Origin of the sequence: Flavobacterium sp., from assembly GCF_047602195.1 — a bacterium.
In the GTDB taxonomy this organism is placed as follows: Bacteria; Bacteroidota; Bacteroidia; order Flavobacteriales; family Flavobacteriaceae; genus Flavobacterium.
The window spans coordinates 451051-474372 of sequence record NZ_JASGHW010000004.1 but is presented as its reverse complement, the minus strand read 5'-3'; the positions used below and the strand labels follow the sequence as shown (position 1 = coordinate 474372).

The window sequence follows — 23322 nt, the reverse complement described above, 5'->3', positions numbered from 1 at the left end:
ACAATACTAAAATCCCTGAGCAATCGGGGATTTTTTATTTTAGGTAGTTTCGGAAATGGCCGAAATCCGCGACACCAGAAAGGCAATCAGCAAACCGAATACGCCGATGAATGCAAATGAAACGCGCAAACTCGACAGCTCGGCGATGTAGCCAATAACCGGCGGCCCGAGCAGAAATCCGAGAAAGCTCACGCTCGACACAATCGTGAGCGCCTCACCCGCAGGCACGTTGGGGCTCTTTCCGGCGACGCTGTAAATCGTCGGAACAATGGTCGAGACGCCCAATCCGACGAGCATAAAAGAAACGGTCGATACGATGATATTCGGAAACAAAACGGCGGTAAACAGCCCGGCCGAAATCAACACCCCGCTGATCTGCAACACTTTCTTCCTGCCGAATGTTTGGATGATGCCATCGCCGACAAACCGCCCTGTGGCCATCATGATCATGAACGAGGTATAACCGACAATGACCAATGCACCCGGCGCCTTGATGATTTCCTTGAAATACACCCCGCTCCAGTCAAACATGACGCCTTCGCTGGCCATCACGCAAAAACCAATCACGCCCAAGGAAAGCAAAGTCGCGTCGGGTTTGGAAAAGAATTTCTGTTTTTCCTTGCGGATTTTTTCCTTGGCCACAATCAGGTACCGTTTGGCATAGAGCACAATAGCGGCCACCAAGACGCTGATGATCGCGAAATGTTCGATCGGGCTCAATTCGAGTGCGAGCATGCCCAAACCGATGATGGCGCCTGTAAATCCGGCCAAACTCCACACGCCATGAAACGAAGACATGATGGGCTTTTGAAACAATGCTTCCACATCGACGCCCTGGGTGTTGACCGCGATATTCGACAGGTTCCCGCTCATCCCGAAAAAGAACAGCGAGACCGACAATTGCCAGATTGCCGTCGACAATCCGAGCGCAACCAGACTCAATACATACAACACCATCGCACCGAGCAGGATGTTTTTACTGCCATAGCGTGTGACCATTTTGCCCGACACCGGCATGATCGCCAACTGCCCGACCGGAACGGCAAACAACAGGCTGCCGAGTGCGGCTTCACTGAGCTGCAGCGCGGTCTTGACATCGGGGATGCGGCTGGCCCAGCTCGCGAAACACAAGCCCATCGCAAAATAAAACAAGGCCACGGCAAAGCGGATGCGGTTCAAATAAGACGCTTTGGCATTGCGGTAGGCATTGTCGAATTTGGGTTTGAACTTGAATCGGTTGATGAAAAACTCGAACACGGTGAATGGTTTATTTGTTTAAGAATGCCAACAGCGGCGCGATGAACCGCCCATAGGCTTCGATGTGCGGCAAATGCCCGACATTGTCGAGCGTTACAAGTTCCGAATCCAGGATTTTTTTCGCAGTCATTTTGCCGAGTGCCGGGTAATTGCCGAGCGTTTGCTGAACTTCCTTCGGAGCCTTGGCCTTGCCTAGCGCGGTACGGTCGCGTTGGCCGATCAGGAGTAGCGTCGGTGCCTTGATGTTCTCTAATTCATAGACCACCGGCTGCGTAAAAATCATGTCGTAGGCGAGTGCCGAACTTTTGGCGATGATCGGATAATCCTTGTGCAACGTCCAACCCGCCGGGGCCGCGAGCCATTTCTCGTATTCGGGCTTCCAGTCGCCGCCGTAATAGAATTCCTTTTGGTAGGCTTTCATCTTGTCGTAATTCTGCTGCAATTCGGAGGCATACCAATCATCGACCGACTGATACGGTACGACGGTTTTCCAATCTTCCAAACCGATCGGGTTTTCGAGGATGAGCTTTTCGGTCATCTCGGGATACATCAACGCAAAACGCGTCGCAAGCATGCCGCCCATCGAATGTCCGAGCACCGAAACTTTGGTGATTTTGAGTTCATCCAACACTTTCTTGGTATTTTGTGCCAACAGTTGGAAGCTGTATTGGATGTTCGTCGGCTTGGAGGATTTCCCAAAACCGATCTGGTCGGGCATGATGACCCGAAAACCGGCCTGGGCCAAATCGCCCGCGGTCTGTTCCCAATAAATGGCCGAGAAATTCTTGCCGTGGAGCAGCAACACCGTTTTGCCGTTCGGCTTTTGGGGCTGTAAATCCATATAGGCCATCTTCAGATCCTGTCCTTGGATTTGGAGCGGCAATTCCTTGACCGGAAACGGATATTTGATGTTTTCCATGTTGATGTCGGTCACCGCCAATTTCTTTTCCTGTGCGTTTCCAAAAAACACCACCAATATTCCGCACATAAAACTCAAGTATTTTTTCATGACTATTTCTTTTGGCCACGAATGCACGAATAAGCTTTTAGATTCGTGTATTCGTGGCGCTCTTTTCATTAATAAGCGCTGGCAGAATTGAGGATTTGCATCGCATTCGTATCGAGATTGAGTTGCGGTGCTTCGATGATGCTTTGCAATTGGCTATTACTTGTCGCACTCACAATCGGTGCGGTGACCGACGGACGATGGATCAGCCACGCCAAAGCCACGGCCGCCGGAGTCGTCGTGTATTCTTCGGCCACTTCATCGAGTGCAACCAAAATGCGGAAACCGCGTTCGTTGAAATAATTTTCCATCTTGCCGCCGCGCGGACTTTTGATGATGTCGCTGTGCTTTCGGTATTTGCCCGACAGGAATCCGCTTTCGAGCGCGTAATAAACGATTACGCCCAAATGGTTCTGCTGCGCGATCGGCTCATAATTTCTTTCGTACGATTCGCGGGTATACAGGTTGTAATGCGGCTGCAAGGTCTGGTATTTGGGCAAGCCTTTTTCGCGGTGGGCATGAATCGATTCGTTGATGCGGGCCGGCGACATGTTCGAGGTACCGATCCAGCGCACCTTTCCTTCCTTGATCAACTGCTGGTAGGCTTTCGAGCATTTCTTCGACCGGCGTCGATTCTTCATCGAAATGCGTCTGGTACAAATCGATGTAATCGGTCTGCAATCTTCGCAGGGAATCTTCGGCTGCTTTTAAAATGTAGGCTTTGCGCAATCCTTTTTTGCCGTCGCCCATGTCGCTGCCGACTTTGGTACCGATGACCAGATCGTGGCGGTTTTTCTTTTCCTTCATCCATTTGCCGATGATGGCTTCCGATTCGCCGCCCAAATTTCCGGGTGCCCAGCGCGAATACACATCGGCGGTATCGATGCTGTTGAAACCCGCTTCTGCAAAACCGTTGAGGATGTCGAACGATTGTTTTTCATCGATGGTCCAGCCAAAAACATTACCGCCCAAAACGACTGGGTAAATCTGCAGGTCTGTATTTCCGAGGGTTCTTTTTTCCATAGTCTAAAATTTGAAGATTTGTTGTTGTGCGCTGCTTTGTTGGGCCGCCTCGATGATGCGCATCACGTTGAGGCCATCGGTGGCGGTCACGGGTTCGGGAAGGTTTTTGCGGATGGATTGGTACAAGGCGTCGAAAAATCCGTAGTAATTGCCGTGCAGCGTCGGGATGTTTTCGCGTACCGTGCTGCCCTCGATCTCTGTGTGCAGCACGCCCGATTTGTAGAGCGGTTCGATGCCCCAATCGGTGACCATCGGTTTTTTGCCGAGCTTGAGTTCGTCTTCCTGTACATCGCCGCGGCTTTTGAGGAACGAGCCTTTTGTACCGTGGAGAATGTAGGACGGCAAAGGCTCGCGGATGAAAAAACTGGCCTTGACGCGTACGCGAAAATTCGGATAAAATAAGGTGATGTCGAACCAATCGTCGACCAATGTATGGTCGCGCGTTCTTCGGATATCGGCGAATAAACTGTCTGGAAAGCCGAACAGGTTCAAAGCCTGGTCAATGATGTGCGGTCCCAGGTCCAATAGAATTCCCGCCCCTGGATTGGCGGTTTCCTTGTGCGATTTCGGACTCAAGTTCGGGCTGTAACGGTCGAAATGGATTTCGGCTTCGACGATTTCCCCCAGAATGTCCTTGTCGAAAATATCGCGAACGGTCTTGAAATCGCTGTCCCAACGCCGGTTCTGGAACACGGCGAGCTTGACCTTTTGCTCTTGGGCCAGTTCGCGCAGTTCTTCGGCCTCTGCCACGGTGGTCGTAAAGGCTTTTTCAACAAGCACGTGCTTTTTGGCAAGCAATGCCTGCTTGGCGTATTCGAAATGTGTCGCGACCGGTGTATTAACGATGACCAGGTCGATGTCGTCCTTCAACAGGGCTTCGAATGTGGGGTAACTTTTGACGAGCGGAAAATCTTCGTGGATCAGTTTTTTGGATCTTTCCCAAGCACCGGTCAGTTCAAAACCGGGATGGAGTTCGAGAAACGGGGCGTGGAAAACTTTGCCCGACATGCCGTAGGAAAGCAGCGCTGTTTTGATTTTTTGCATGGCGTCTGGAATTGGATAGTAAAGTTACCCGTCTGGAATTGAACACCGAAATGTGGCGGGAATTATTAACAAACTTTTAATTGTGGAAATCCGCGCATCGCTGCAATTAGTAAACAGAAAACACTATTTTTGTGCGCATTATCAAATAGACACATGGAAATCGCAATCAAGCTTTCACAATTTTTACTGAGCTTATCTTTACTCATCATATTGCACGAACTCGGGCACTTCATTCCGGCGAAATTATTCAAGACGCGCGTGGAGAAGTTTTACCTGTTTTTCGACATCAAATATTCATTGTTCAAGAAGAAAATCGGCGAAACGGTTTATGGAATCGGCTGGCTGCCGCTGGGCGGTTACGTCAAGATTTCGGGCATGATCGACGAAAGCATGGACACCGAACAGATGAACCAGGAGCCGCAACCGTGGGAATTCCGTTCCAAACCGGCCTGGCAGCGACTCATCATCATGCTCGGCGGGGTGACAGTCAATTTTATTTTGGCGTTCCTGATTTACATCGGGATGACCTATGCCTATGGCGAAATGTTCCTGACCAACGACCAGGTCAAGGACGGAATCTGGGTGACCAACCCCGTATTGGAAAAAGCGGGCATCCATACCGGCGACCGCATCGTCGCGATCGATGGGGAAAAGGTCAATCGCTTTGAGGCTTCGATCGGGGCCAAAATCATGATGGGGAAAGAAGTGGTCGTCAACCGCAACGGTGCCGAACAAACGGTAAACCTGCCGCACAACCTCATCGGCCAATTTGTGGATGCCGAGAAGAAAGTACTCGTGGCCTTGCGCGTGCCGTTTGTCGTGGGTGGTTTTGCCAAGGGCTCGCCCAATGAAAAAACCTTCAAACAAAAGGACATCATCACGAGCATTAATGGCCAACCGATCAAATACATCGACGAGGTTTTGGCCTTTACCGAAAACAACAAGGGGAAAACCTTCCCTGCCACGGTGCTGCGCGACAACAAGCAGACCAATGTGACCATGTACATCAATGCCAAAGGCAAACTGGGGATTGAGATCGGTTCGATGACCGACAAGAACCTCGAGCAATTGGGCATCTACAAATTCAGCCGTAAAACCTATTCTTTTGCCGAATCGATCCCGGTCGGTTTGCAAAAAGGAAAGGACGAACTCGTGGGTTACGGCAAGCAACTCAAGAAAATTTTTACCCCGAGCACCGGCGCTTACAAAGGCGTGGGCGGTTTCTTCGCCATTTTCAACATCTTCCCGGACCAATGGAGCTGGGAGGCGTTTTGGGGCATCACGGCCATTCTGTCTATCATGCTGGGCGTAATGAATTTATTGCCGATTCCGGCACTCGACGGCGGACACGTGATGTTTTTGCTGTATGAAATGATCACGCGCCGCAAACCGAGCGACAAATTCATGGAACAAGCCCAAATGGTTGGTTTCTTTTTACTTATCGGTTTGTTGTTGTTTGCCAACGGCAACGACCTGTACAAGGCCGTACTCGGTAAATAATTTTTTTTGAAAAAATTCCCGATTTTGTTTGCGGAAAATAAAAATCGCTTTATATTTGCACCGCTTTAAAAGGTAACACACCTTCCTCCTTAGCTCAGTTGGTTAGAGCATCTGACTGTTAATCAGAGGGTCCTTGGTTCGAGCCCAAGAGGGGGAGCATCTAAAGAAAAGACTTCATAGAGATATGAGGTCTTTTTTTATATACTCACACTACTGTTGGCTTTGCTGCTTTAGGTTGGTAAACAACGCCGTCTTGAAATGTAAAGTTTAGGGTTATAAACATCTGATTGGTATGAAATGAATTGATTAAAATTGTCACCCGCAGGGCCGAATGATTATTAAGACTGTAACAATTTCAAAGCGCTTTGGGCCAAAAACTCTGCGCCAAGCCGAATGCATTCCTCATTAAAAACTACTTTTGGATGATGAACAAAAAAGGCTTCACCATCGTGTGATTTTGCTCCTAGAAAATAAAACACAGACGGTACTCTTTGGGAATAGAAAGCAAAATCTTCGCCTCCTAATAACGGTTTAATCTCAACCAATCCTTTTTCTTCAAAAATTTTTTCAGCTACTGGAATCAATTTATTGTGTATAATTGAATTGTTAACCAAACTTGGATAAAACAAATTTACTTTTAAGTCAATTTTTGCTTCAAATGTCTTCGCTATACCATCAATTATGGTTGAAATCCGACTCATGATGTGCTCATAATTTTTTATATTGAGCGATCTTACTGTCCCTTCAATAGTTACCCAATCTGCAACGATATTTGGTGCTGTACCTCCATTGATTTTTGTGAGAGATAAAACCCCTGCGAGCATTGGATCAATATTCCTGGAAACTATAGTATTCAGTACGCTTATGAGGTGGCTAGAAATTAGAATCGCATCGATGGCTAAATGAGGCGCAGCTCCTGCATGTCCGGACTTTCCATAGATGTTAATAGTAAAAAAATTGGTGCAAGCCAATGCCTCATTTGGTGTATACGCAAGGATTCCTACATCCAGTAATGGATGAACATGCAACCCCATAGCATAGTCAACATCATCTAACACGTTTGATTCTGCAATACGTTGTCCGCCTGACTTATTTTCTTCATCTTCATAAACACCTTCTTCAGATGGTTGGAAAATAAATTTAATTTTGCCTTCAAACGATGTGTTTTTAAGTATTCTGCAAGCACCTAAAAGCATTGTCGTATGAACATCATGTCCGCATGCATGCATTAATCCTGCCTTTTGTGATGAGAATTCGAGATTGGTATCTTCGGTTATGGGCAATGCATCCATATCTGCGCGCAATGCAATACATTTGCCGTTTCCATTCCCTAGTTGCGCAATGATTCCTGTCTTGGCTATTCCTCTTTCGTACGGAATTTTAAGGGAGTCCAAATTTCTGCAAACCAAATTTGCTGTTTCAAATTCGGCATATCCTAATTCTGGGTTTCGATGTATTGCGCGCCTAATCTGGATGAGCTCTTCAATATCTTTATTGGTCAACATTTGATAATCCTTTATTAAATCAAAAAATAAATTTTTCGTGTGTCTTACTACAGAATAGTTACACCAACCCATTAAATTTATCCAAATAATAAATAACAAATAGGGAGATTTCGACAAACTGTTAAAATATCAGTTTAAACAATTAACTGTTAGCCATTTGTAAGTTTTATTTTTAATTTAATTAAACTATTTAGTGTCTGTAATACATCAAATCTTTAGGCTATCCGGAATTACAAGTATTCATGCCTTTCTAAACTTTCCATTTATTTTGTTGCATCCGAAATCATTGAATGATATTAATGATTAGTAATCAAATGATCGGGTTTTTCTATTTTAACGATTTATGATTCAGTTGGGTTGTTGCCTTATATTTGCGCTGCGAGAATAACCAGAGCGAAAATGATTCCGCTTGTATCACTTCCGGAAAGTACAGGCATTTTGTAGCTTGTGTGCACTCCAAAAAAAACCACCAATTTTCATTGATGGTTTTCAAAGTTAGCCCGCTGTTATTGCTTCGCTTTTGTATTATTTCGCAAAGGTCATCGTAGCCTTTTTATCCCCTTGTTTTGCAGTAAACACCAATTTGTCGGTGGTCAATTCGTCTACTGCCAGCGTATCTGTTTTTTTGGTTTTATCACTGTAAGTGATCAGTTTACCATCAGCATAGGTGTAGGTTCCTGTTGCTTCCTTCACCAGATGATTGGTCAGGCTCATTTTTCCGTCTTCCTTAAACGTATAGACAGTGGCATCAATCATTTTCTTTTTCATTTCTTCTATGGCTTTTTCCTGGCCTTTCGGAATTTCCATATCGATGTCAAATGCGGTCATTTTCCATACTCCGACGATCGAAGCTTCTTCTTTTGGCTCTACAGCTTGCTCAGTGGTTTCGGTGGTCGCACTTTCTGTTTTTTCATAATTTTGCTTGCACGAGGAAAGCATTACAGTAGCTGCAACGGCAACCATTAAAATTGTTTTTTTCATAATTATAGTTTGTTTATTACACTGTTTAATAAGCCTTTTTTCTTTTTGGTCTTTTCCTGATTTTCAGCTTCTGCTTTTGCTTGTTGCGCTTTTTTATCATTTTCGGCTTTTCTGGCTTCGTCCGCAATCTTGTCTTGTTCTTTTTCTTTTTGCCCTTCGGTGAAGAAAAGCGTGTTGTCTATGGTATAGGTCTGCGGTTTGATCAAATAGATGATGTCCCCATATTTTTCGTAACCTGTTTTATCATTATAGGTTAAGGATATCCTTATTTTAACTGTTTTTGAGTCGAAATTTTTTCCAAAGAATTTTAATTTAGTGGCAATATTCCTATCCGAATGTGTTCGAAAAGGCGATCACGTCGTTTTTTGCATCTGTATTTGTAGCCATCTGGTAAAAGACATTGGTGTCTTCCAAGAAAACTTTAATGGCATTCGTACCATCTTTTCTTATACCGTATTCTTCTTTTAGGTTTCCTTTCTCATCAAGATACTCAATATACAGGAATAATCTTCCTAAACCGTAATAATCCAATTTCTTGTACTTATCAAAAGCAACTTCTATTTTACTGATATCTTCAGCTTTTATTACTGAGGTTTCGGTCACCAGATTACCGTTAATTTTTAGTTTGATTTGCGCTTGTGCCTGACAAGCAAAAAGAGCCATAATCACCAGTATCGACTTTCTCATTTTTATTCTATTTTAAAGTTTGTAAACCAAAATTAGAGATAAAAAAAGAGTGCAAATCGGCAAATGAATATGCGCGGGAGTTGTACGAAAATTAGCGAACGTTGAATGAAAATTTGCTTTATTTAAAGCATTTCGATAATCGCCAGAAATTCTTCTTTTTTTCGGGTGGATAATGGAATCGCCGATTTATTCTTCATAATGATGGTATTGCCACCATCTGATTTTATAAAATGATCGAAATAGAGCAGGTTGATCAAATGCGACTGATGGCTCCGAAAAAAGTTAAAGGGCTTGAGAAGTGTTTCATATTCCTTTAAGGTTACAGAAACCAGCAATTTAGGCGCATTGATAAAGTGAAATGTCGTATAGTTTTTATCTGCTTCACAACTGACAATATCCTGTATGTTGACCGAGTATATTTTTTCTGACGTCTTGAGCACGATCTTTTGCAAATCCCTGGGACGCTCTAAATTAGAAAACAACGTATTCATTTTGAGTTCGAAAGCTTCTTTGTGAAGTGATTCTTCTGCTTTATTAACCGCCTCGATCAGTTCGGCAGGGTCAAGCGGTTTGAGCAAATAATCGATTGCACTGAACCGAAACGCCCTAATCGCGAAGTCCTCATAACCGGTTATAAAAATGACTTTGAACTGTATTGGTTTTAACTTTTGAAGCAAATCAAATCCATTGCCGCCCGGCATTTCTATATCTAAGAAAACAATATCCGGAACAATTTGCCTGATCAGATTCACGCCACTTTCTACACTATTGGCCTGGCCGATTACCGCTATATTTGGACAATTCGATTTGATAATATGGATGTTCTTTTTACGGATTTCGTCTATATCGTCAATAACAACTGCTCGTAACATACTAAGGTGTAATTTTAGTAAATATAGGGAATTTCAAAAGAAACTTTTGCCCCGATTGTATTTCCATTGGCATCCAAAAGGTTCTCTGCCCGAACCTCGAAATTGGTTTTACCAATTAAATTAACCAATCGTTCTTTGGTGATTTTCATTGCCAGCGATTTTGTTCCTTTTGTTTGATCTATGGCAGGAAATCCAACGCCATTGTCCGTTATCTCGAAATAGAGGTGCTTTTCTTTAAGATAAAAACGTATCGCCAATAATCCATTTTCGGTTACATCCCTCAAACCATGCTTGATCGCGTTTTCAAGAAAAGGCTGGGTAAGCATCGGCGGAAGCTGGATTGTTTCGACATCAATGGCTTCTTCCACTTCTATTTTAAAGTCAAACTTGTTATTGTACAAGAGTTGCTGAATAGATAGGTAATTTTCCATCATCAGCAATTCTTCGGCTAACGAAATGTAATTTTCATTGGAGTTTTCCAATATTTGACGGGTCAATCTGGAGAACTTGGTCAAGTAATTTACGGCTTCCTTTTCTCGTTTGTTGTAGATCAGGCTCTGGATGTTATCGATTGAATTAAAGATAAAATGCGGATTCATTTGGGTCAACAACAATTTCTGATTGAGTTCGTTTTTTTCAAAGGTACTGATGGCCTGCTTTTGACGGTAACTCCTGTACAGGAAATAAGACCCGACCAGCAATAAAAGCAATGCCGAACAAAGCCCGATCAGCAGATTGTTTTTGGCTGCGGTTTTGCGTTGGGAATCCAATTTATATTTGAGTTCTTTCTTTTCGTAATCGTATTTGAGTTCTTGTCGCTTGAGTTCGTTTTTGGTTTCTTCCACTTTTGCAGAATCTTTAATCGTGTTATACGACTCGAGCATTTCGACACTTTCTTTATAATTTCCCTTTGCCTTATAGACTTTATAAAGTAAATGATAAGCCAGTTCCTTTAAATCGTTATTCTTGATTCCTTTACTGATTTGCAGTCCTTTTTTAAGATTGTTTTCGGCCTTCTCATACGCTCCTTTTTCAAAATAAACGTTTCCCAGGTTCACCAATGTAATGGCTTTGGAGTGTTCTGTATCGGCAATGGCAATGGCTTTTAGCAATTTTTCTTCGGCTGCGTCGATTCTTTTGAAATGCAAATCAATAACGCCCAATTTAACCAAAGCAAAACTTTTGAAGGCATTATGATTGTGTTTCCCCGATAATTCTAATGATGTATTTAAATTGTCGACCGCCTTATCATAGTCTTTCAGCAGAATATACTTCGCGCCGATATTGTAATAAAAAGTGGCTTTTCGAAGTTCGTCTTCTACCGTAGTTTTTTCCACTTTCTTATCAATATAAAAAATGGCCTTTTTTAAATAATTGATGGCAATTTTATCTTGTCCCTGTTCGCCGTATATCACGCCTATATTAGAATACACATAAGAAATATCTTCCGCGTTTTTTTGTGGGTTTTGTTCAAAATATTTTAGTGCTTGGTAGTAACAATCTATGGCTTCCTTGTAGCGCTTTCTCCTCGAAAGCAACAACCCTTTGCTTACTGTTGAAGAATAGACTTCGTCATTGTCCCCAACCGATTTGTATAATGCTATAGACTTGTTTAAATAATCCAAAGACCTCGCATCTGCCTTGTCTTCCAACAGAATGCTAATATTATTGTAATACGCCGCCAGGTAAATTGTGTACGCTCTATGAAGCGTTGGGTCGTTCTTACGGGAAAGATTTTTTTGGGCAATTTGCCCCATCAGTCTGGTATAGGGGTAAGTATCTTTGCTTTCATAAAGGTTATCCAAAAGCAAGGAGATGTTGGCCAATCGTGTCGTATCATGTACTTTGGTATTGGCCACGATTGTTTTCAAGGAATCTATATTGTATTGCGCATGCAATTGGGACATGCAAAAAAAAGCCATGACCAGAATGAATACTCTTTTTTTTAGAAACACGCGCATGGATTCGCTTTTAGATTTGGTTTTTAGCTATAAAATGGCAATTCCATTCTACAAAAATAACCTTTTTGAGAATTGATTTTAGAATGTCTGAAATTTAGAAATAAGAAAATCGCCCATTTTCGCTGATGGTTTTTGTCAGTAGGGGAAACACAAAACCCGATCAGAGATGGTCGGGTTTTTTCTATCTTAGCGGTTTATGACTCTGTTGGGTTTTGCCTTATATTTGCGCTGCGACCAACATACCCCCAACCTACCCCAATCTTATTCGCCAGACCCGATGAACTGTGGCTTTAACCATTGGCCCATGCAATACAGATTACTAGTTTTGTTTTTATTGATATGCAACTTCGGCAGCGGCCAAACCGTCAGCCTTTACGATCAATTCTACGGATTTTACGACTACACCATCATCGGAAATACCCTCAACACCTTCGAGAATGGCGCGTTCATGCCGTGCTCCATCCTTACCGGTGCGTCGGCAACACTCAACCTGCCCGCGGGCACAACCGTTGAAAAAGCCTATCTGTATTGGGCCGGAAGCGGTTCTGGGGACTTCGACGTCACGCTCAACGGCACCGACATCAGCGCGCAACGCACTTTCTCGGTGGTGCAGACCTCATCGCAACTGCCCTACTTTAGCGCCTTCTATGACGCGACCGACATTGTCCTGGCACAGGGCAACGGCCTCTACCAATTGTCGAACCTGGACCTGACTGCGGTCATTGCGCCGTATTGTCCGCTCGGTGGCAATTTTGCGGGATGGGCCCTGGTCGTGGTCTATGCCGATACAGCCGCGCCCTCGAACCAAATCAATATTTATGACGGATTACAGGCGATGCCTTCGCAAATCGATTTTACGCTGACCAATTTCGATTTGGACATCATCAACAACGACAACGCTTCGATTGCATTTGTCGCTTGGGAAGGTGACCAACAGCTCCACAACAATGAAAGTGTACGGATCAACGGCCAGCTCGTGGGAAATCCGCCGCTGAATCCTGTCAGCAATGCCTTCAACGGCACCAATTCCTTTACCAACGCGACCAACTTTTACAACATGGACATCGACGCCTACAGTTTGGCCAACTTTGTCAGTATAGGCGATACTTCTGCAGACATACAACTCACGTCGGACCAGGATTTTGTCATGATCAGCACCGTCGTGACGCGGTTCAACAGCCGGTACATCGATGCCACCATTGCGCTCGATCCGGTGCAGCAAGCCTGTGATTCGCGTGTGGTCTCGGTCAATTATACCGTAACCAATGCCAGCCCTACCGACGTTTTGCCGATGGGAACCAGCATAGCGATTTACATCAATGACATCCTGTTTGGCACCACCCTTACAACCGCTGCGATTGTACCGCTTGGCGAGGCCGTCCAAACCGTCGGGATCGATTTTTCAGCAATGGCCGGGCAGGATTTCAGCATTCGCTTTGTCGTGGATGACAACGGGCTGGGCCAAGGCACCGTCGAGGAGACCATCGAAACAAACAACGAGGCCATTGTAAATGTAAGTCTTGGGGTCACGCCCGAATTCAATGCGCTGGCCAACATGAGCCAATGTTTGCAAGCCAATGCGCAGGCGGTGTTTGATTTGTCCGCCCATGCCGCCGATGTCGTTGTAAACCCCGGCGACGTGGTCTCGTTTTACACCAATATGGCGGATGCGCAAAACGGTGAAAATCCGATTTCGAATACCCAAAATTTTGCGACGACAGTTGGGATGCACCCTGTTTTTGTGCGGATTGCCAACCAACACTGCGCAGCCATCACTTCATTTGAAGTCGAGGCGCGGGTTTGTATCCCGGTAGTGCCAAATGTGATTTCGCCCAACAACGACCAGCTCAACGAGACACTCTTGATTGCTGGGCTCCGGGAATCGTTTCCCAATTTCAAGCTCGAAATCTACAACCGCTGGGGGCGCCAGGTTTGGAGTGGCGACAAAAATGCGGAAGATTGGTCGGGGCAGACCAATGTCGGTGCTGTACTTTACGGCGATACATTGCCCGCAGGCACTTATTTTTATTGGCTCGATTTGAACGATCCAACTTATCCTCGGCCGCTTAATGGCTGGGTTTACCTGATGCGATAGGGGCTGTAAAATATATTTTCGCAGGCTGTAATCTTTTGCCTTACAGCACTCGATTTTTTACTAGCTTGCAGGTCGAATGTGCAAATCCGCAAATATGAAAAGTTTCTTTCCGGCCTTCCTGTTTTTATGTTCGACGCTTCTCATCGCCCAGAATACCGTAAAAAAAGGAACCGACTTGTCGTATTATGAGATCCAAAACCAGTATTTCGACAATGAGAAAGACACCCTCAAAACGACGCAATTTGCGCGGTTGTACATCGAGAAAGCCCAGAAGGAAAAGAGCAACATCAATATCGCAAGGGGATATTACCTGCTGGCGATTAAATATTACGCGACCGATTACCCTAAAGCAATCGACTATCTCGACCAGGTCATCCATTATTCCAACGGAACGGGCGACCTTTATTTTCCCGTGGCGGCATATTGCGAGAAAGCCGATTTGTTGTCGAAGCTGTTCAAAAATACCGAAGCCCTTGAAAATTTCCTGACCGCCGAAAAATATGCCCAGGACCATAAAAATACCGATAGTTATTATGAAGTCCGGTACAAGATCGGGGTGTTTAAGTCGGAGAAAATCGGCGAGGTACAGGAAGCGGTCGGCTTGTATAAGGAATGTTTCGAACACATCAAGTCGAAGGATTTGAAAGATCCCTATTATGCCTCCCAATACAACAACATCGTCTTTGCATTGGCCGATGGTTACAGCGCGCTCGAAAAATATGACCTGGCTTCACAATACAATGCGATCGGCTACCGTGCCTCGGTAAAAAGCAAGGACGAAAAAATGCAGTATTTGTTCATGCTCAACGAAGGTGCGGTCCAGGCTTCCAAGGAAAATTATACCGCGGCGCTGGACAGCATCCATAAAGCGCAGCCCAAACTAAAAACGATGACCAACATCGGGCTCAATCTGTTGGCCAGTTACCATTACCTGGGCAAAATCTACGAGAAAACGCACCAGGATGAGTTGGCCGAAAAGAATTACCTCGTGGTCGATTCGCTGTACAACATCGACAAAAACATCACCCCCGAATTTGTCGGCGGTTACCGGTTCCTGATCGATTATTACAAACAGAAAAAAGACAAGGACAAGCAACTCAAGTATTTGAGTACGTTTATCGAAATCGACGGAAATTTCCGGAAAAGCTATGTCCAATGGAACCAACTGCTCAAATACAAATACGACATCCCGCATTTGATCCAGGAAAAAGAATCGATCATCAGCAGGCTCAAGACCGACAAAGCCAAAAGCCGGTGGTTTTTTGCGCTCATGGCCGTGACCATCGTGCTGATTTTAGCGTATACGTTCCGTTTGAAACGACAGCAAAAGAACGAGCGCATCAAGTTTGAAGAACTGATTGCCGGGCTGTCACGCGAAGAAAACCAATCGGGGATTTCTACCGAGCCTTTGGTCAAGAAAAATGAGGAAGACATTGGAATCAGCAAGGAGATCGTCGACAAGATCATCGAAAAATTCAAGGCTTTCGAACAGGACAAATTGTACCTCAAAAACGACGTCAGCCTCATTACCCTGTCGCAGAGTTTTGAAACCAACAGCAAGTACATTTCGAAGGTCATCAACTATTACAGTAAGAAATCGCTGACCAATTATTTGAACGATTTGCGCATCGATTACATCGTACAGGAACTGCAACACAACAAGTCGTTGCGCAAATACACGATCAACGCGATTTCTGAAGAAATAGGCTTCAACAATGCCGAGTCGTTCTCTAAGGCTTTTTATAAGAAAACAGGTATAAAACCATCGTTTTTCATCAAGGAGCTCGAAAAAAAGAAAAAACAAACTGTTGATTTACAGTGATTTAAGTTTTTGCCACTCGAAATTCTAGAATTTCGACCAATTGGGTGTTTTTCGAACTGAAAAATTAAATACATTGCCGAAACAACATTTAAAACTTTGACCATGAAACCTAAAAAACAAAACCAAAAATTCAATTTGGAAAAATTTGAAATCGCTAAACTGACCAATGCCAAATCTGTTGCGGGCGGTTTCGGAGAACCGATGTCTTCGCAAATCTGTACGACCGATGCGGCCAACATCTCATCGAGAAAATGTACCTTCCCGGCTCCAAAACCTGGCGATATCGGTTTTACGGTTACACCATAATGCTTATCTTTCCGGAAGCTATTGCAGATCCTCCAAAAGGGCGTAACTAAAGAAATTCATGCGAAAATACTTTTACCTCTTGACGGCTATACTTACAATAACGGTCGGTTGTAATTCGTTAAAACGCACGCAACAAGGGCAGAGTCCAAACAAAACCAATCCTGAAACGCTTCAATTTTGGTACGCCAAGGATCCTGTCACCGATGGCATTCCCGGAATATCATTAGAAAAACTGTACCAGAAAAAAAAAGTGCCTAAGACCGCCAACACCATCATTGTGGCGGTTTTAGACACTCCTATCGATCTCAACCACGAAGACCTGCAGGGCCAGCTCTGGGTCAATACAAAAGAAATACCCGACAACCAGCTCGATGATGACCACAACGGCTACACCGACGATGTCAACGGCTGGAACTTCACCGGAAAAAAGCAGGGCGGCAGTGTCGGCTGGGGCAATTTGGAATATGTGCGCCTGGTCAGGAAGTGGGAACCTTATTTCAAGGACAGGGACACGACCCAACTTTCACAGCAAGACCGCTACCATTTCAAGGAATACCAACGCGCCAACGCATCCCTAAATTATTATCGGAAATTTTACCAAAACTGGGGCAAATCGTTGCAATTCAGCATCGACATCTTCCCGAGCTGCAAAGATTCGCTCCGCAAAATTTTCCCTGACGAAAATTACACCTTAAAAGACCTCGACAGCGTCTATGCGCTTTACAAGACCAACGACAAAACCTACTGGCAAAGACGCGACGACAAGGATCGCGACCGGGGCGCGATGATCGATTACATGCGCGATTTCGTCGAAAGCGGTGAAAAAAATGTAGCCGAAATCATCCGGAAAAAAGCCGAAATCGATTCCATTCTGCAAAAGAATACCAACCTGGCTTACAACGAACGCGATTTAATCGGGGACAATCCCAACATCTTGGAAAAAGGATACGGCAACAACCAAGTGTCGGCTGGGCAAAACCAAAAACACGGTACCGAAGTGGCGGGCATCATTGCCGCCAACCGAAGCAACAACAGCGGGATCAAAGGATTTTCGAACCAGATCAGGATCATGCCCTTGGCGCTTTTGATCTCGGGTGACGAATACGACAAGGACATCGCGATGGCCATTTACTATGCCGTCGACCATGGGGCCAAAATCATCAATATGTCGTTTGGCAAAGAGTTCTCGCTCGAACAGCAATGGGTCACCGAGGCCATCCAATATGCCCAGCAAAAGAATGTGCTGATTGTGCATGTGGCGGGAAACACGCGAATGGATATCGATAAAAATCCCTATTTCCCGAGCGATTACTCGTACCAAACCCATACCGAAGTGGCTTCCAATTTCATCACCGTCGGCGCCAGCACACACACACCAGATGTTGCGCTGGTACATGCCACATCGGGTTATGGGCAAAACAATGTCGATTTGTTTGCACCCGGCGCCCAAATCTTCACGACGGTGCCGGGCAACCAGTACCAATCGGACTCGGGCACTTCGCTTGCCGCGCCCATGGTTTCGGGAGCCGCCGCATTGATCTGGCTGCATTATCCCGGGCTCACCGTACAACAAGTCAAGCAAATCCTGCTCGATTCGGGCACTGCCTATGACCTTGAGGTGTGGATTCCGGGTGGTGAAAACCAAAAAGTCCCGTTCCGGAATTTGTCGAAATCGGGAAAAATACTCAACGTTTATCGGGCCATGGAAATGGCCAAAACCATCAGCGAAAAAAAATAATGCCGACCCTACATCCCTTTTCGAATTTCATTTTGCGGAATCCCGCTTTCCCGATCCGCTTGTATTTGGATTTGCTCAAGAATTACAGCGACGAAAAACTTTTGGGGCTTTACCAAAACCGCTACTTCAAGGAAGCCATCGGTATCGCTTCGCCCGATTTAATGACAGCGCTGGACCATTGGACGCAACATTCCAAGGAAAAAAAGCAAACCGTTGCACTTTCTTTTTTGAAATACACCGCCAGGATCTGCAGCCGTTGCACGCCATTTGGGCTGTTTGCGGGCTGTTCCGTGGGCGCCCTTTCGGATCAGTCGCGGATTGTTTTGTCCGCTGAAGAACATTTTACGAGACACACCCAATTCGACATGCATTATTGGATTGCGCTGTTGCAGCATTTTGCCAAACGCAAGGATGTCGTGCCTTACCTGCTGTTCTACCCCAACAGTTCGCTTTATGCCCAAGGGGATTTCTACCGCTACATCGAATACAAATATCTGGAAACCAACCGGGAACACCATATTGCTGCGGTACCCCAAACCGAAATGCTGGCCGATCTTCTGAGGCGCGCGCAAACGGGAATGACTGTTTCCCAAATGGTGGCCTTGTTGGCCGAGGATACGTCGGAACAGGAAGAAGCACTCGAATACATCCACCAATTGATCGATTTTCAATTGCTCGTGAGTGAACTCGACGCACCGGTTACCGGTAATGACGAATGGCAGCGCGTTTTTGGTATCCTATCCAAAATTCCGGCCTTGGGCCGGGAGTTGGACCTGCTCCAACAAACCAAGGTACAGCTCGATTGGCTCGACCAGGGAATCGTTCCCGAATCCAGCCAATATACCGCCCTTAAAAAGTTGGTGGCCGAAATCGATTGTCCCTACGACGAGAAATACCTTTTCCAAACCGATTTGAATACGGCTACGGTGCATCATGCGCTCGACCAAAAAATCGCAACGCAAGTCAAACAGGCATTGCATTTCCTGAACGGCATCCAGCAAAAACAGCCGTTGCCCAACCAACAACAATTTATCAAAGCCTTTTCGCAACGTTACGAAACACGCGAAATGCCGCTCGCCACGGTTTTGGACACCGAGACCGGCATCGGTTACCTGCAACAGTCGGGCATGAATGACATGCATCCGCTGCTCGACCCTCTATCTTTCAAGACAAATGGCAAACCTTCGCAAAGCCAAAATTGGTCGCCCAACGACTTGATCCTGGAACAGAAATTACAACAGGCCATCGCCAAGGACCAACCCGAAATCCTATTGACCGAAAAAGATTTCCCCGATTTCGACAGCCATTGGGAGCACAGCCCGGCCACACTTTCGGTCATGCTCGAGCTGGTATCCACCGCCGATGGTCGGCAAATCGCGCTCGAATCGGTTGCGGGAATCAGCGCCGCCAAATTATTGGGCCGCTTTTGCCATGGAAATCCCGGCATCCACCGATTGACCTTAGAAATTATCGAGAAGGAAACGGCCCAATTCCCGGACAAGATCCTGGCCGAAATTGCCCACATTCCGCAATCGAGAACCGGCAATATTCTCAGGAGACCTGTTTTGCGGGAGTTTGAAATTCCGTATCTGTCCCCCAGCGGCGTAGCACGGGATTTCCAGATTCCGGTTTCGGACCTGATGGTTTCGGTCAAGGACAATGCCATCGTGCTGCGGTCGAAAAAACACAATAAGGAAGTCATTCCATGTCTGTCCAACGCCCACAATTACAGCCACCAGGCTTTGCCCATTTACCAATTCCTGTGCGATTTGCAGGCGCAACGCCTCAAGCCGGTTTATGGTTTCGACTGGGGCATTTTGCAGCAGCATTATGTTTTCTTTCCGAGGGTGGTTTACAAAGAGGTCATCTTGGCCAAGGCCAAATGGAGAGTCGCCGACCAAGAAATCGCGGCCTTTCATCCATTGGCCGGATCCGATTTGGCGACGGCATTCGAAACCTGGAAACAGCACAGAAAAATCCCGAGATGGGTCAACTGGGTCAATGGCGACAATACCCTCTTATTGGATTTAGACACCGTGATGGGCATCCAATTGTTCCTGCGATCGGTGAAAAATTATACCCAGGTCACTTTGGAGGAATTCCTTTTCGATGCCGACACCGTGGTTAAAAACACCAACGGCGACAGCTATACCAACCAAATCATCTTGTCCTTCTTTAAACAATAAGCCATGAAGCGAAACTTTTGCCTGGGCAGCGAATGGCTGTACTATAAAATCTACACGGGCGTCAAGACGGCCGACCTTGTTTTGTCGCAAAAATTGCATCCCGTCATCTCCGATTTGAAGCAGCAAGGCGCCATCGATCAATGGTTTTTCATCCGATACAAAGACCCCGAGGAACACCTGCGGTTGCGGTTGCATTGCGCCACGCCAGAAAAAACGGCGCTGGTCATCCAAACCTTGTACCCCATTTTCGACGAATTGCTCCAAAACGATTTGGTCTGGAAACTCCAAACCGACACCTACAACCGTGAAATCGAACGGTATGGCACCGCCACGATGGAGGTTTCCGAGAGTCTTTTTTATTGGGACAGTGAAATGGTGGTGCAGTACACGGCCTTGAAACCTTATTTTGGGAATCCCGAGACCGAATTGTTTTTCAGCCTGTTTTCGATTGACGCTTTTTTGGAGGGATTTTCGTTGACTGTTGCTGAAAAATGCGCACTAGCCGATGAATTGCAGCTCGCTTTCAAGAAAGAATTCAACGCCGACAAGGTTTTAAAGAAGGAATTCGATAAAAATTTCCGCGGGTTGGCACCAAAAATAGACGCTTTTGGCCATGTTGGGGATGAACTGCAGGCCGAATTGGTACAATTGGTCGCCCAAAAACAACAGCAACTTCAGCCTTTGATTTTGTTTATAAAAGAAAACTTACAAGTTGCGCTGTTCGACTTCCTCCAAAGCCACATTCACATGATGGTCAACCGCCAATTTACCTCCAAACAACGCCAATATGAATGCCTGATTTACGATCACCTGCACCGGCATTACAAGAAAAAGACTTTTTTCAAATCGCAACCGCTCGAGCCCCGATAGTCCAGACGCCATCGGGGCTCTTTTTTGGAGAAAAATTCAGTTGTTTTCATTTATGTAAATTATTGTTTTACAGTTATTTAAATAACTAAAAACCCGAAATTCTGGAATGTCGTGTGGCATTCAAAAAAAAGCTATTGCCGGTTCAACCGAATCTCTAATTTTGAGAAAAGCAATCGGCAAAACGGTTGGGTTAAAGTTTACAAAACATGAAAAAATTGGGATTATTTCTGTTCATTATGGCGCTGATCGTTTCGTGTTCAGCGCGTCAAAATGCAACAGCGGTTTCCAATCCAAAACAGGCGAATTACATCCCTTATTACCTCAAAGTGGAACAGGCCAAAAAGCTGTACACCCAAAAGGAAAACCAAAAATGTTTTGAACTGCTCGACAGCCTGTTCAACCAATTCAAGCCCATCAATACGCTGTTTGTGGATGAACTGGAAATCTACGCCGAATTGGCGCTCGAACGCGGCAAAAAAGACAAACTCGACGCAATCGTTGAGATCCTGATCTCCGATTACGGCTATGATGTGGCCGATTACGAAGGGGAATTATGGGAAAACCTGCGCAAACAAAGCCAATGGTCGCACGGAGAATTGAAAAATAAATACCTGGTTTTCCGGAAAAACCTCAATGTGGGTTTGCGCGATTCGATCATTGAAATTTTCAAGAAAGACCAAAGCATCCGCAGGATGACCAAGGACGAAAAAAAGATCGATTCGGTCGACCGAATCAACGAGCCCTACATCGTCCATTTCATCAAGCGGTACGGTTATCCCGATTTCAGGCTTGTTGGGGGCAATGGCAACAATGAGACCATTTCGCCGGCTTACCTGAGCGTACTGCTCAAGCACCTGAGCTTGCCCGGCGCGATGGAACTCGAACCGATTCTGCTCGATGAAGTAAAAAAAGGCAAATGCCCGCGGGATATTTATGCCGGCATGCTCGATGTACACACCGCCGTGCTCAAGCAAGAAACGCCTTATACCTATCTCGGGACCTATAAAGATTACAAACCAACCGACAAGGCAGCCACCAACAGGGCCAGAGAAAAAATCGGGCTGCCCGCGATTCCATTTTGAGTATTAATTTTAAATATAGTTAAACATGAGAGCATTAAAAAACCTCGCAGATTTTCAAAACGAAAATCAAAACGTAATCACTGAATTGCAAATGGCAGAAGTAGTAGGCGGTAAAGGACAAGCCGACTGTATCTGCAAAGAAGACTGGCCAACTGTCGGAAACGACAACGACCACTGGGAGTATCTCGATACAAGCAACGGTAAAAAATTCCTGAGCCACAACGGATCAATCGAGCCGTAATCAAAAGAAAAATTTAGAGGGCTTTTACGGGCCCTCTAAACATTTAAACGTTTTACTATGACCATACTCATTTCAAGCTCCTGCATGGATTCGACGACCGATCACGTGATGGACTGGATTTACAGCATCGAAAAAGACGCCAAGATCATCCGCATCAATGACGACCAGGATTACAGCCTTTCGTTCGAATACAACGACATTGCCATTACCTATGGCGACAACCAGAAAGTGTTCCTGAACCAAATCGACTCGTTTTGGTACCGCAGGGGTCGCATCCGTTACCATTTCGATGGCAACACTTCGTTTGCCGATTTGAGGGAAGAAGAAACAAAGGTACTCGAAGAATATGTGCATTACAAGCTCGCGCAGAAAAGAACCATCAATGACTATTTCCATTCGAATGTCAACAAACTCATTGTTTTGGAAGAAGCGCAAAAGGCCGGGCTGGCCATTCCCGAAACCTATCTTCTGGAAAACAAAAAAGACGTCACCAAAGCATTGGCCTCGAGCGCGCTGATCACCAAAAACTATCTGGCCGCGGCAGGTTTCGACTTCGACGATTGCAGCGGGGTCATTTTTACCGTGGCCGTACAAGAGGACGATATGGCACACGACACTTTTTCGCCTTCCTTATTCCAACACAACATCGAGAAAAAAATAGAAATCCGTTCGTTTTATTTCCGTGGGAAAATCTGGTCGATGGCCATTTTTTCGCAAGATACCGAAGAAACCAAAACCGATTTCAGGATCTACAACAAAGTCAACCCCAACAAAAATATCCCGTTCCAATTGCCGACCGACATCGCGCAGAAAGTAGACCGGCTCATGAAGAAAATCAACCTCGATTGCGGTTCGATCGACTTCATCCTGACCAAGAACAACGAATATGTTTTCCTCGAGGTCAACCCAGTGGGGCAATTCGGGATGGTTTCCTCGCCCTGCAACTACAACATCGAAAAAGAAATCGCCAAATATTTGTGTTATGAAGATTGAGGATTTTAAGAAAGAAAGCCAAGGCATGCAGCTTTGCTTCAAAAAAATCGAGCCCCAGGAACCTGCTTTCATGGTGCTCACCTATGCCGAAAATAAATTCTTTCAAACCAGCAAAAAAAAGGTACTGCCTTTTTCTAAAAAAGCCCTGAGGTT

At 45.4% G+C, this 23322-nt stretch carries 20 protein-coding genes, 1 tRNA gene and 1 pseudogene; 11 read left to right on the top strand and 11 right to left on the bottom strand.

What is annotated here, in order from left to right:
- Window positions 1-39: 39 nt before the first annotated feature.
- From QM717_RS08480 to QM717_RS08460, 5 genes and pseudogenes are all read right to left on the bottom strand, one after another.
- A complete protein-coding gene (locus tag QM717_RS08480) occupies window positions 40-1257 on the bottom strand; it encodes an MFS transporter (protein ID WP_415036791.1) in 1218 nt (405 codons plus the stop codon).
- Window positions 1258-1267: 10 nt separating this feature from the next.
- Window positions 1268-2266: an alpha/beta fold hydrolase gene (locus QM717_RS08475; RefSeq protein WP_415036789.1), complete on the bottom strand. Its 999-nt coding sequence runs from the start codon at window positions 2264-2266 to the stop codon at window positions 1268-1270.
- A 68-nt stretch (window positions 2267-2334) separates the two neighbouring features.
- Window positions 2335-2814: an aldo/keto reductase gene (locus QM717_RS08470; protein ID WP_415036787.1), complete on the bottom strand. Its 480-nt coding sequence runs from the start codon at window positions 2812-2814 to the stop codon at window positions 2335-2337.
- 118 nt (window positions 2815-2932) lie between these two features.
- Window positions 2933-3286 (bottom strand): annotated as a pseudogene (locus QM717_RS08465) (aldo/keto reductase); the annotation flags it as partial.
- A gap of 3 nt (window positions 3287-3289) precedes the next feature.
- The gene (locus QM717_RS08460; protein ID WP_415036785.1) at window positions 3290-4330 is read right to left on the bottom strand and encodes a Gfo/Idh/MocA family oxidoreductase; all 1041 of its coding nucleotides are present in this window, start codon (window positions 4328-4330) and stop codon (window positions 3290-3292) included.
- Window positions 4331-4483: 153 nt separating this feature from the next.
- Between QM717_RS08460 and rseP the strand changes: the two genes are divergently transcribed.
- Both rseP and QM717_RS08450 read left to right on the top strand, forming a co-directional pair.
- Window positions 4484-5830, top strand: coding sequence for an RIP metalloprotease RseP (gene rseP / locus QM717_RS08455; protein ID WP_415036783.1), 1347 nt, complete (start codon window positions 4484-4486; stop codon window positions 5828-5830).
- Between the two features lie 83 nt (window positions 5831-5913).
- Window positions 5914-5987: transfer RNA gene (locus tag QM717_RS08450), tRNA-Asn, on the top strand.
- Between the two features lie 181 nt (window positions 5988-6168).
- Here the strand turns inward: QM717_RS08450 and QM717_RS08445 are convergent.
- The 6 genes from QM717_RS08445 to QM717_RS08420 form a co-directional block, all read right to left on the bottom strand.
- Window positions 6169-7335 carry a M20 metallopeptidase family protein gene (locus QM717_RS08445; RefSeq protein WP_415036781.1) on the bottom strand — a complete coding sequence of 389 codons (1167 nt, stop codon included), beginning with the start codon at window positions 7333-7335 and terminating at the stop codon, window positions 6169-6171.
- 525 nt (window positions 7336-7860) lie between these two features.
- Window positions 7861-8316, bottom strand: a complete 456-nt coding sequence (locus QM717_RS08440) for a lipocalin family protein (protein ID WP_415036779.1) — start codon at window positions 8314-8316, stop codon at window positions 7861-7863.
- Between the two features lie 2 nt (window positions 8317-8318).
- Window positions 8319-8522 carry a hypothetical protein gene (locus tag QM717_RS08435; RefSeq protein WP_415036777.1) on the bottom strand — a complete coding sequence of 68 codons (204 nt, stop codon included), beginning with the start codon at window positions 8520-8522 and terminating at the stop codon, window positions 8319-8321.
- 121 nt (window positions 8523-8643) lie between these two features.
- Window positions 8644-9003 carry a hypothetical protein gene (locus tag QM717_RS08430; protein WP_415036776.1) on the bottom strand — a complete coding sequence of 120 codons (360 nt, stop codon included), beginning with the start codon at window positions 9001-9003 and terminating at the stop codon, window positions 8644-8646.
- Between the two features lie 122 nt (window positions 9004-9125).
- Window positions 9126-9875 (bottom strand): LytR/AlgR family response regulator transcription factor, encoded by a 750-nt coding sequence (locus tag QM717_RS08425; RefSeq protein WP_415036774.1) that lies wholly within the window; start codon window positions 9873-9875, stop codon window positions 9126-9128.
- Window positions 9876-9889: 14 nt separating this feature from the next.
- Window positions 9890-11746, bottom strand: coding sequence for a tetratricopeptide repeat protein (locus QM717_RS08420; RefSeq protein WP_415036772.1), 1857 nt, complete (start codon window positions 11744-11746; stop codon window positions 9890-9892).
- 394 nt (window positions 11747-12140) lie between these two features.
- Here QM717_RS08420 and QM717_RS08415 point away from each other — a divergent pair, with 394 nt between their 5' ends.
- The 9 genes from QM717_RS08415 (at window position 12141) to gwsG (ending at window position 23169) form a co-directional block, all read left to right on the top strand.
- Complete coding sequence (locus tag QM717_RS08415) at window positions 12141-13931, top strand: gliding motility-associated C-terminal domain-containing protein (RefSeq protein WP_415036770.1); 1791 nt, start codon at window positions 12141-12143, stop codon at window positions 13929-13931.
- Window positions 13932-14025: 94 nt separating this feature from the next.
- Window positions 14026-15753: a helix-turn-helix domain-containing protein gene (locus tag QM717_RS08410; RefSeq protein WP_415036768.1), complete on the top strand. Its 1728-nt coding sequence runs from the start codon at window positions 14026-14028 to the stop codon at window positions 15751-15753.
- Between the two features lie 102 nt (window positions 15754-15855).
- Window positions 15856-16059: a hypothetical protein gene (locus QM717_RS08405; RefSeq protein WP_415036766.1), complete on the top strand. Its 204-nt coding sequence runs from the start codon at window positions 15856-15858 to the stop codon at window positions 16057-16059.
- Window positions 16060-16117: 58 nt separating this feature from the next.
- Entirely contained in the window at window positions 16118-17797 is a 1680-nt protein-coding gene (locus QM717_RS08400) for a S8 family serine peptidase (protein ID WP_415036764.1), read from the top strand.
- On the top strand, window positions 17797-19983 hold the full coding sequence (locus QM717_RS08395; RefSeq protein ID WP_415036762.1) for a lantibiotic dehydratase family protein: 2187 nt from the start codon (window positions 17797-17799) through the stop codon (window positions 19981-19983). Before QM717_RS08400 ends, QM717_RS08395 begins: the two co-directional genes overlap by 1 nt.
- 3 nt (window positions 19984-19986) lie before the next feature.
- On the top strand, window positions 19987-20853 hold the full coding sequence (locus QM717_RS08390) for a thiopeptide-type bacteriocin biosynthesis protein (protein WP_415036760.1): 867 nt from the start codon (window positions 19987-19989) through the stop codon (window positions 20851-20853).
- 206 nt (window positions 20854-21059) lie between these two features.
- Window positions 21060-21935 carry a hypothetical protein gene (locus tag QM717_RS08385; protein WP_415036758.1) on the top strand — a complete coding sequence of 292 codons (876 nt, stop codon included), beginning with the start codon at window positions 21060-21062 and terminating at the stop codon, window positions 21933-21935.
- Window positions 21936-21960: 25 nt separating this feature from the next.
- Complete coding sequence (locus QM717_RS08380) at window positions 21961-22176, top strand: hypothetical protein (RefSeq protein WP_415036756.1); 216 nt, start codon at window positions 21961-21963, stop codon at window positions 22174-22176.
- Window positions 22177-22233: 57 nt separating this feature from the next.
- Window positions 22234-23169 (top strand): grasp-with-spasm system ATP-grasp peptide maturase, encoded by a 936-nt coding sequence (gene gwsG / locus QM717_RS08375; RefSeq protein WP_415036754.1) that lies wholly within the window; start codon window positions 22234-22236, stop codon window positions 23167-23169.
- Window positions 23170-23322 lie beyond the last annotated feature (153 nt).

Coding starts and splice junctions, on each gene's coding strand:
- QM717_RS08470 (WP_415036787.1), bottom strand. CDS start 2,814: ATGTCGCCGGCCCGCATCAACGAATCGATTCATGCCCACCGCGAAAAA.
- QM717_RS08430 (WP_415036776.1), bottom strand. CDS start 9,003: ATGAGAAAGTCGATACTGGTGATTATGGCTCTTTTTGCTTGTCAGGCA.
- QM717_RS08390 (WP_415036760.1), top strand. CDS start 19,987: ATGAAGCGAAACTTTTGCCTGGGCAGCGAATGGCTGTACTATAAAATC.
- QM717_RS08405 (WP_415036766.1), top strand. CDS start 15,856: ATGAAACCTAAAAAACAAAACCAAAAATTCAATTTGGAAAAATTTGAA.
- QM717_RS08395 (WP_415036762.1), top strand. CDS start 17,797: ATGCCGACCCTACATCCCTTTTCGAATTTCATTTTGCGGAATCCCGCT.
- QM717_RS08460 (WP_415036785.1), bottom strand. CDS start 4,330: ATGCAAAAAATCAAAACAGCGCTGCTTTCCTACGGCATGTCGGGCAAA.
- QM717_RS08445 (WP_415036781.1), bottom strand. CDS start 7,335: ATGTTGACCAATAAAGATATTGAAGAGCTCATCCAGATTAGGCGCGCA.
- QM717_RS08475 (WP_415036789.1), bottom strand. CDS start 2,266: ATGAAAAAATACTTGAGTTTTATGTGCGGAATATTGGTGGTGTTTTTT.
- QM717_RS08425 (WP_415036774.1), bottom strand. CDS start 9,875: ATGTTACGAGCAGTTGTTATTGACGATATAGACGAAATCCGTAAAAAG.
- QM717_RS08410 (WP_415036768.1), top strand. CDS start 14,026: ATGAAAAGTTTCTTTCCGGCCTTCCTGTTTTTATGTTCGACGCTTCTC.
- QM717_RS08415 (WP_415036770.1), top strand. CDS start 12,141: ATGCAATACAGATTACTAGTTTTGTTTTTATTGATATGCAACTTCGGC.
- QM717_RS08440 (WP_415036779.1), bottom strand. CDS start 8,316: ATGAAAAAAACAATTTTAATGGTTGCCGTTGCAGCTACTGTAATGCTT.
- QM717_RS08380 (WP_415036756.1), top strand. CDS start 21,961: ATGAGAGCATTAAAAAACCTCGCAGATTTTCAAAACGAAAATCAAAAC.
- QM717_RS08385 (WP_415036758.1), top strand. CDS start 21,060: ATGAAAAAATTGGGATTATTTCTGTTCATTATGGCGCTGATCGTTTCG.
- rseP (WP_415036783.1), top strand. CDS start 4,484: ATGGAAATCGCAATCAAGCTTTCACAATTTTTACTGAGCTTATCTTTA.
- gwsG (WP_415036754.1), top strand. CDS start 22,234: ATGACCATACTCATTTCAAGCTCCTGCATGGATTCGACGACCGATCAC.
- QM717_RS08400 (WP_415036764.1), top strand. CDS start 16,118: ATGCGAAAATACTTTTACCTCTTGACGGCTATACTTACAATAACGGTC.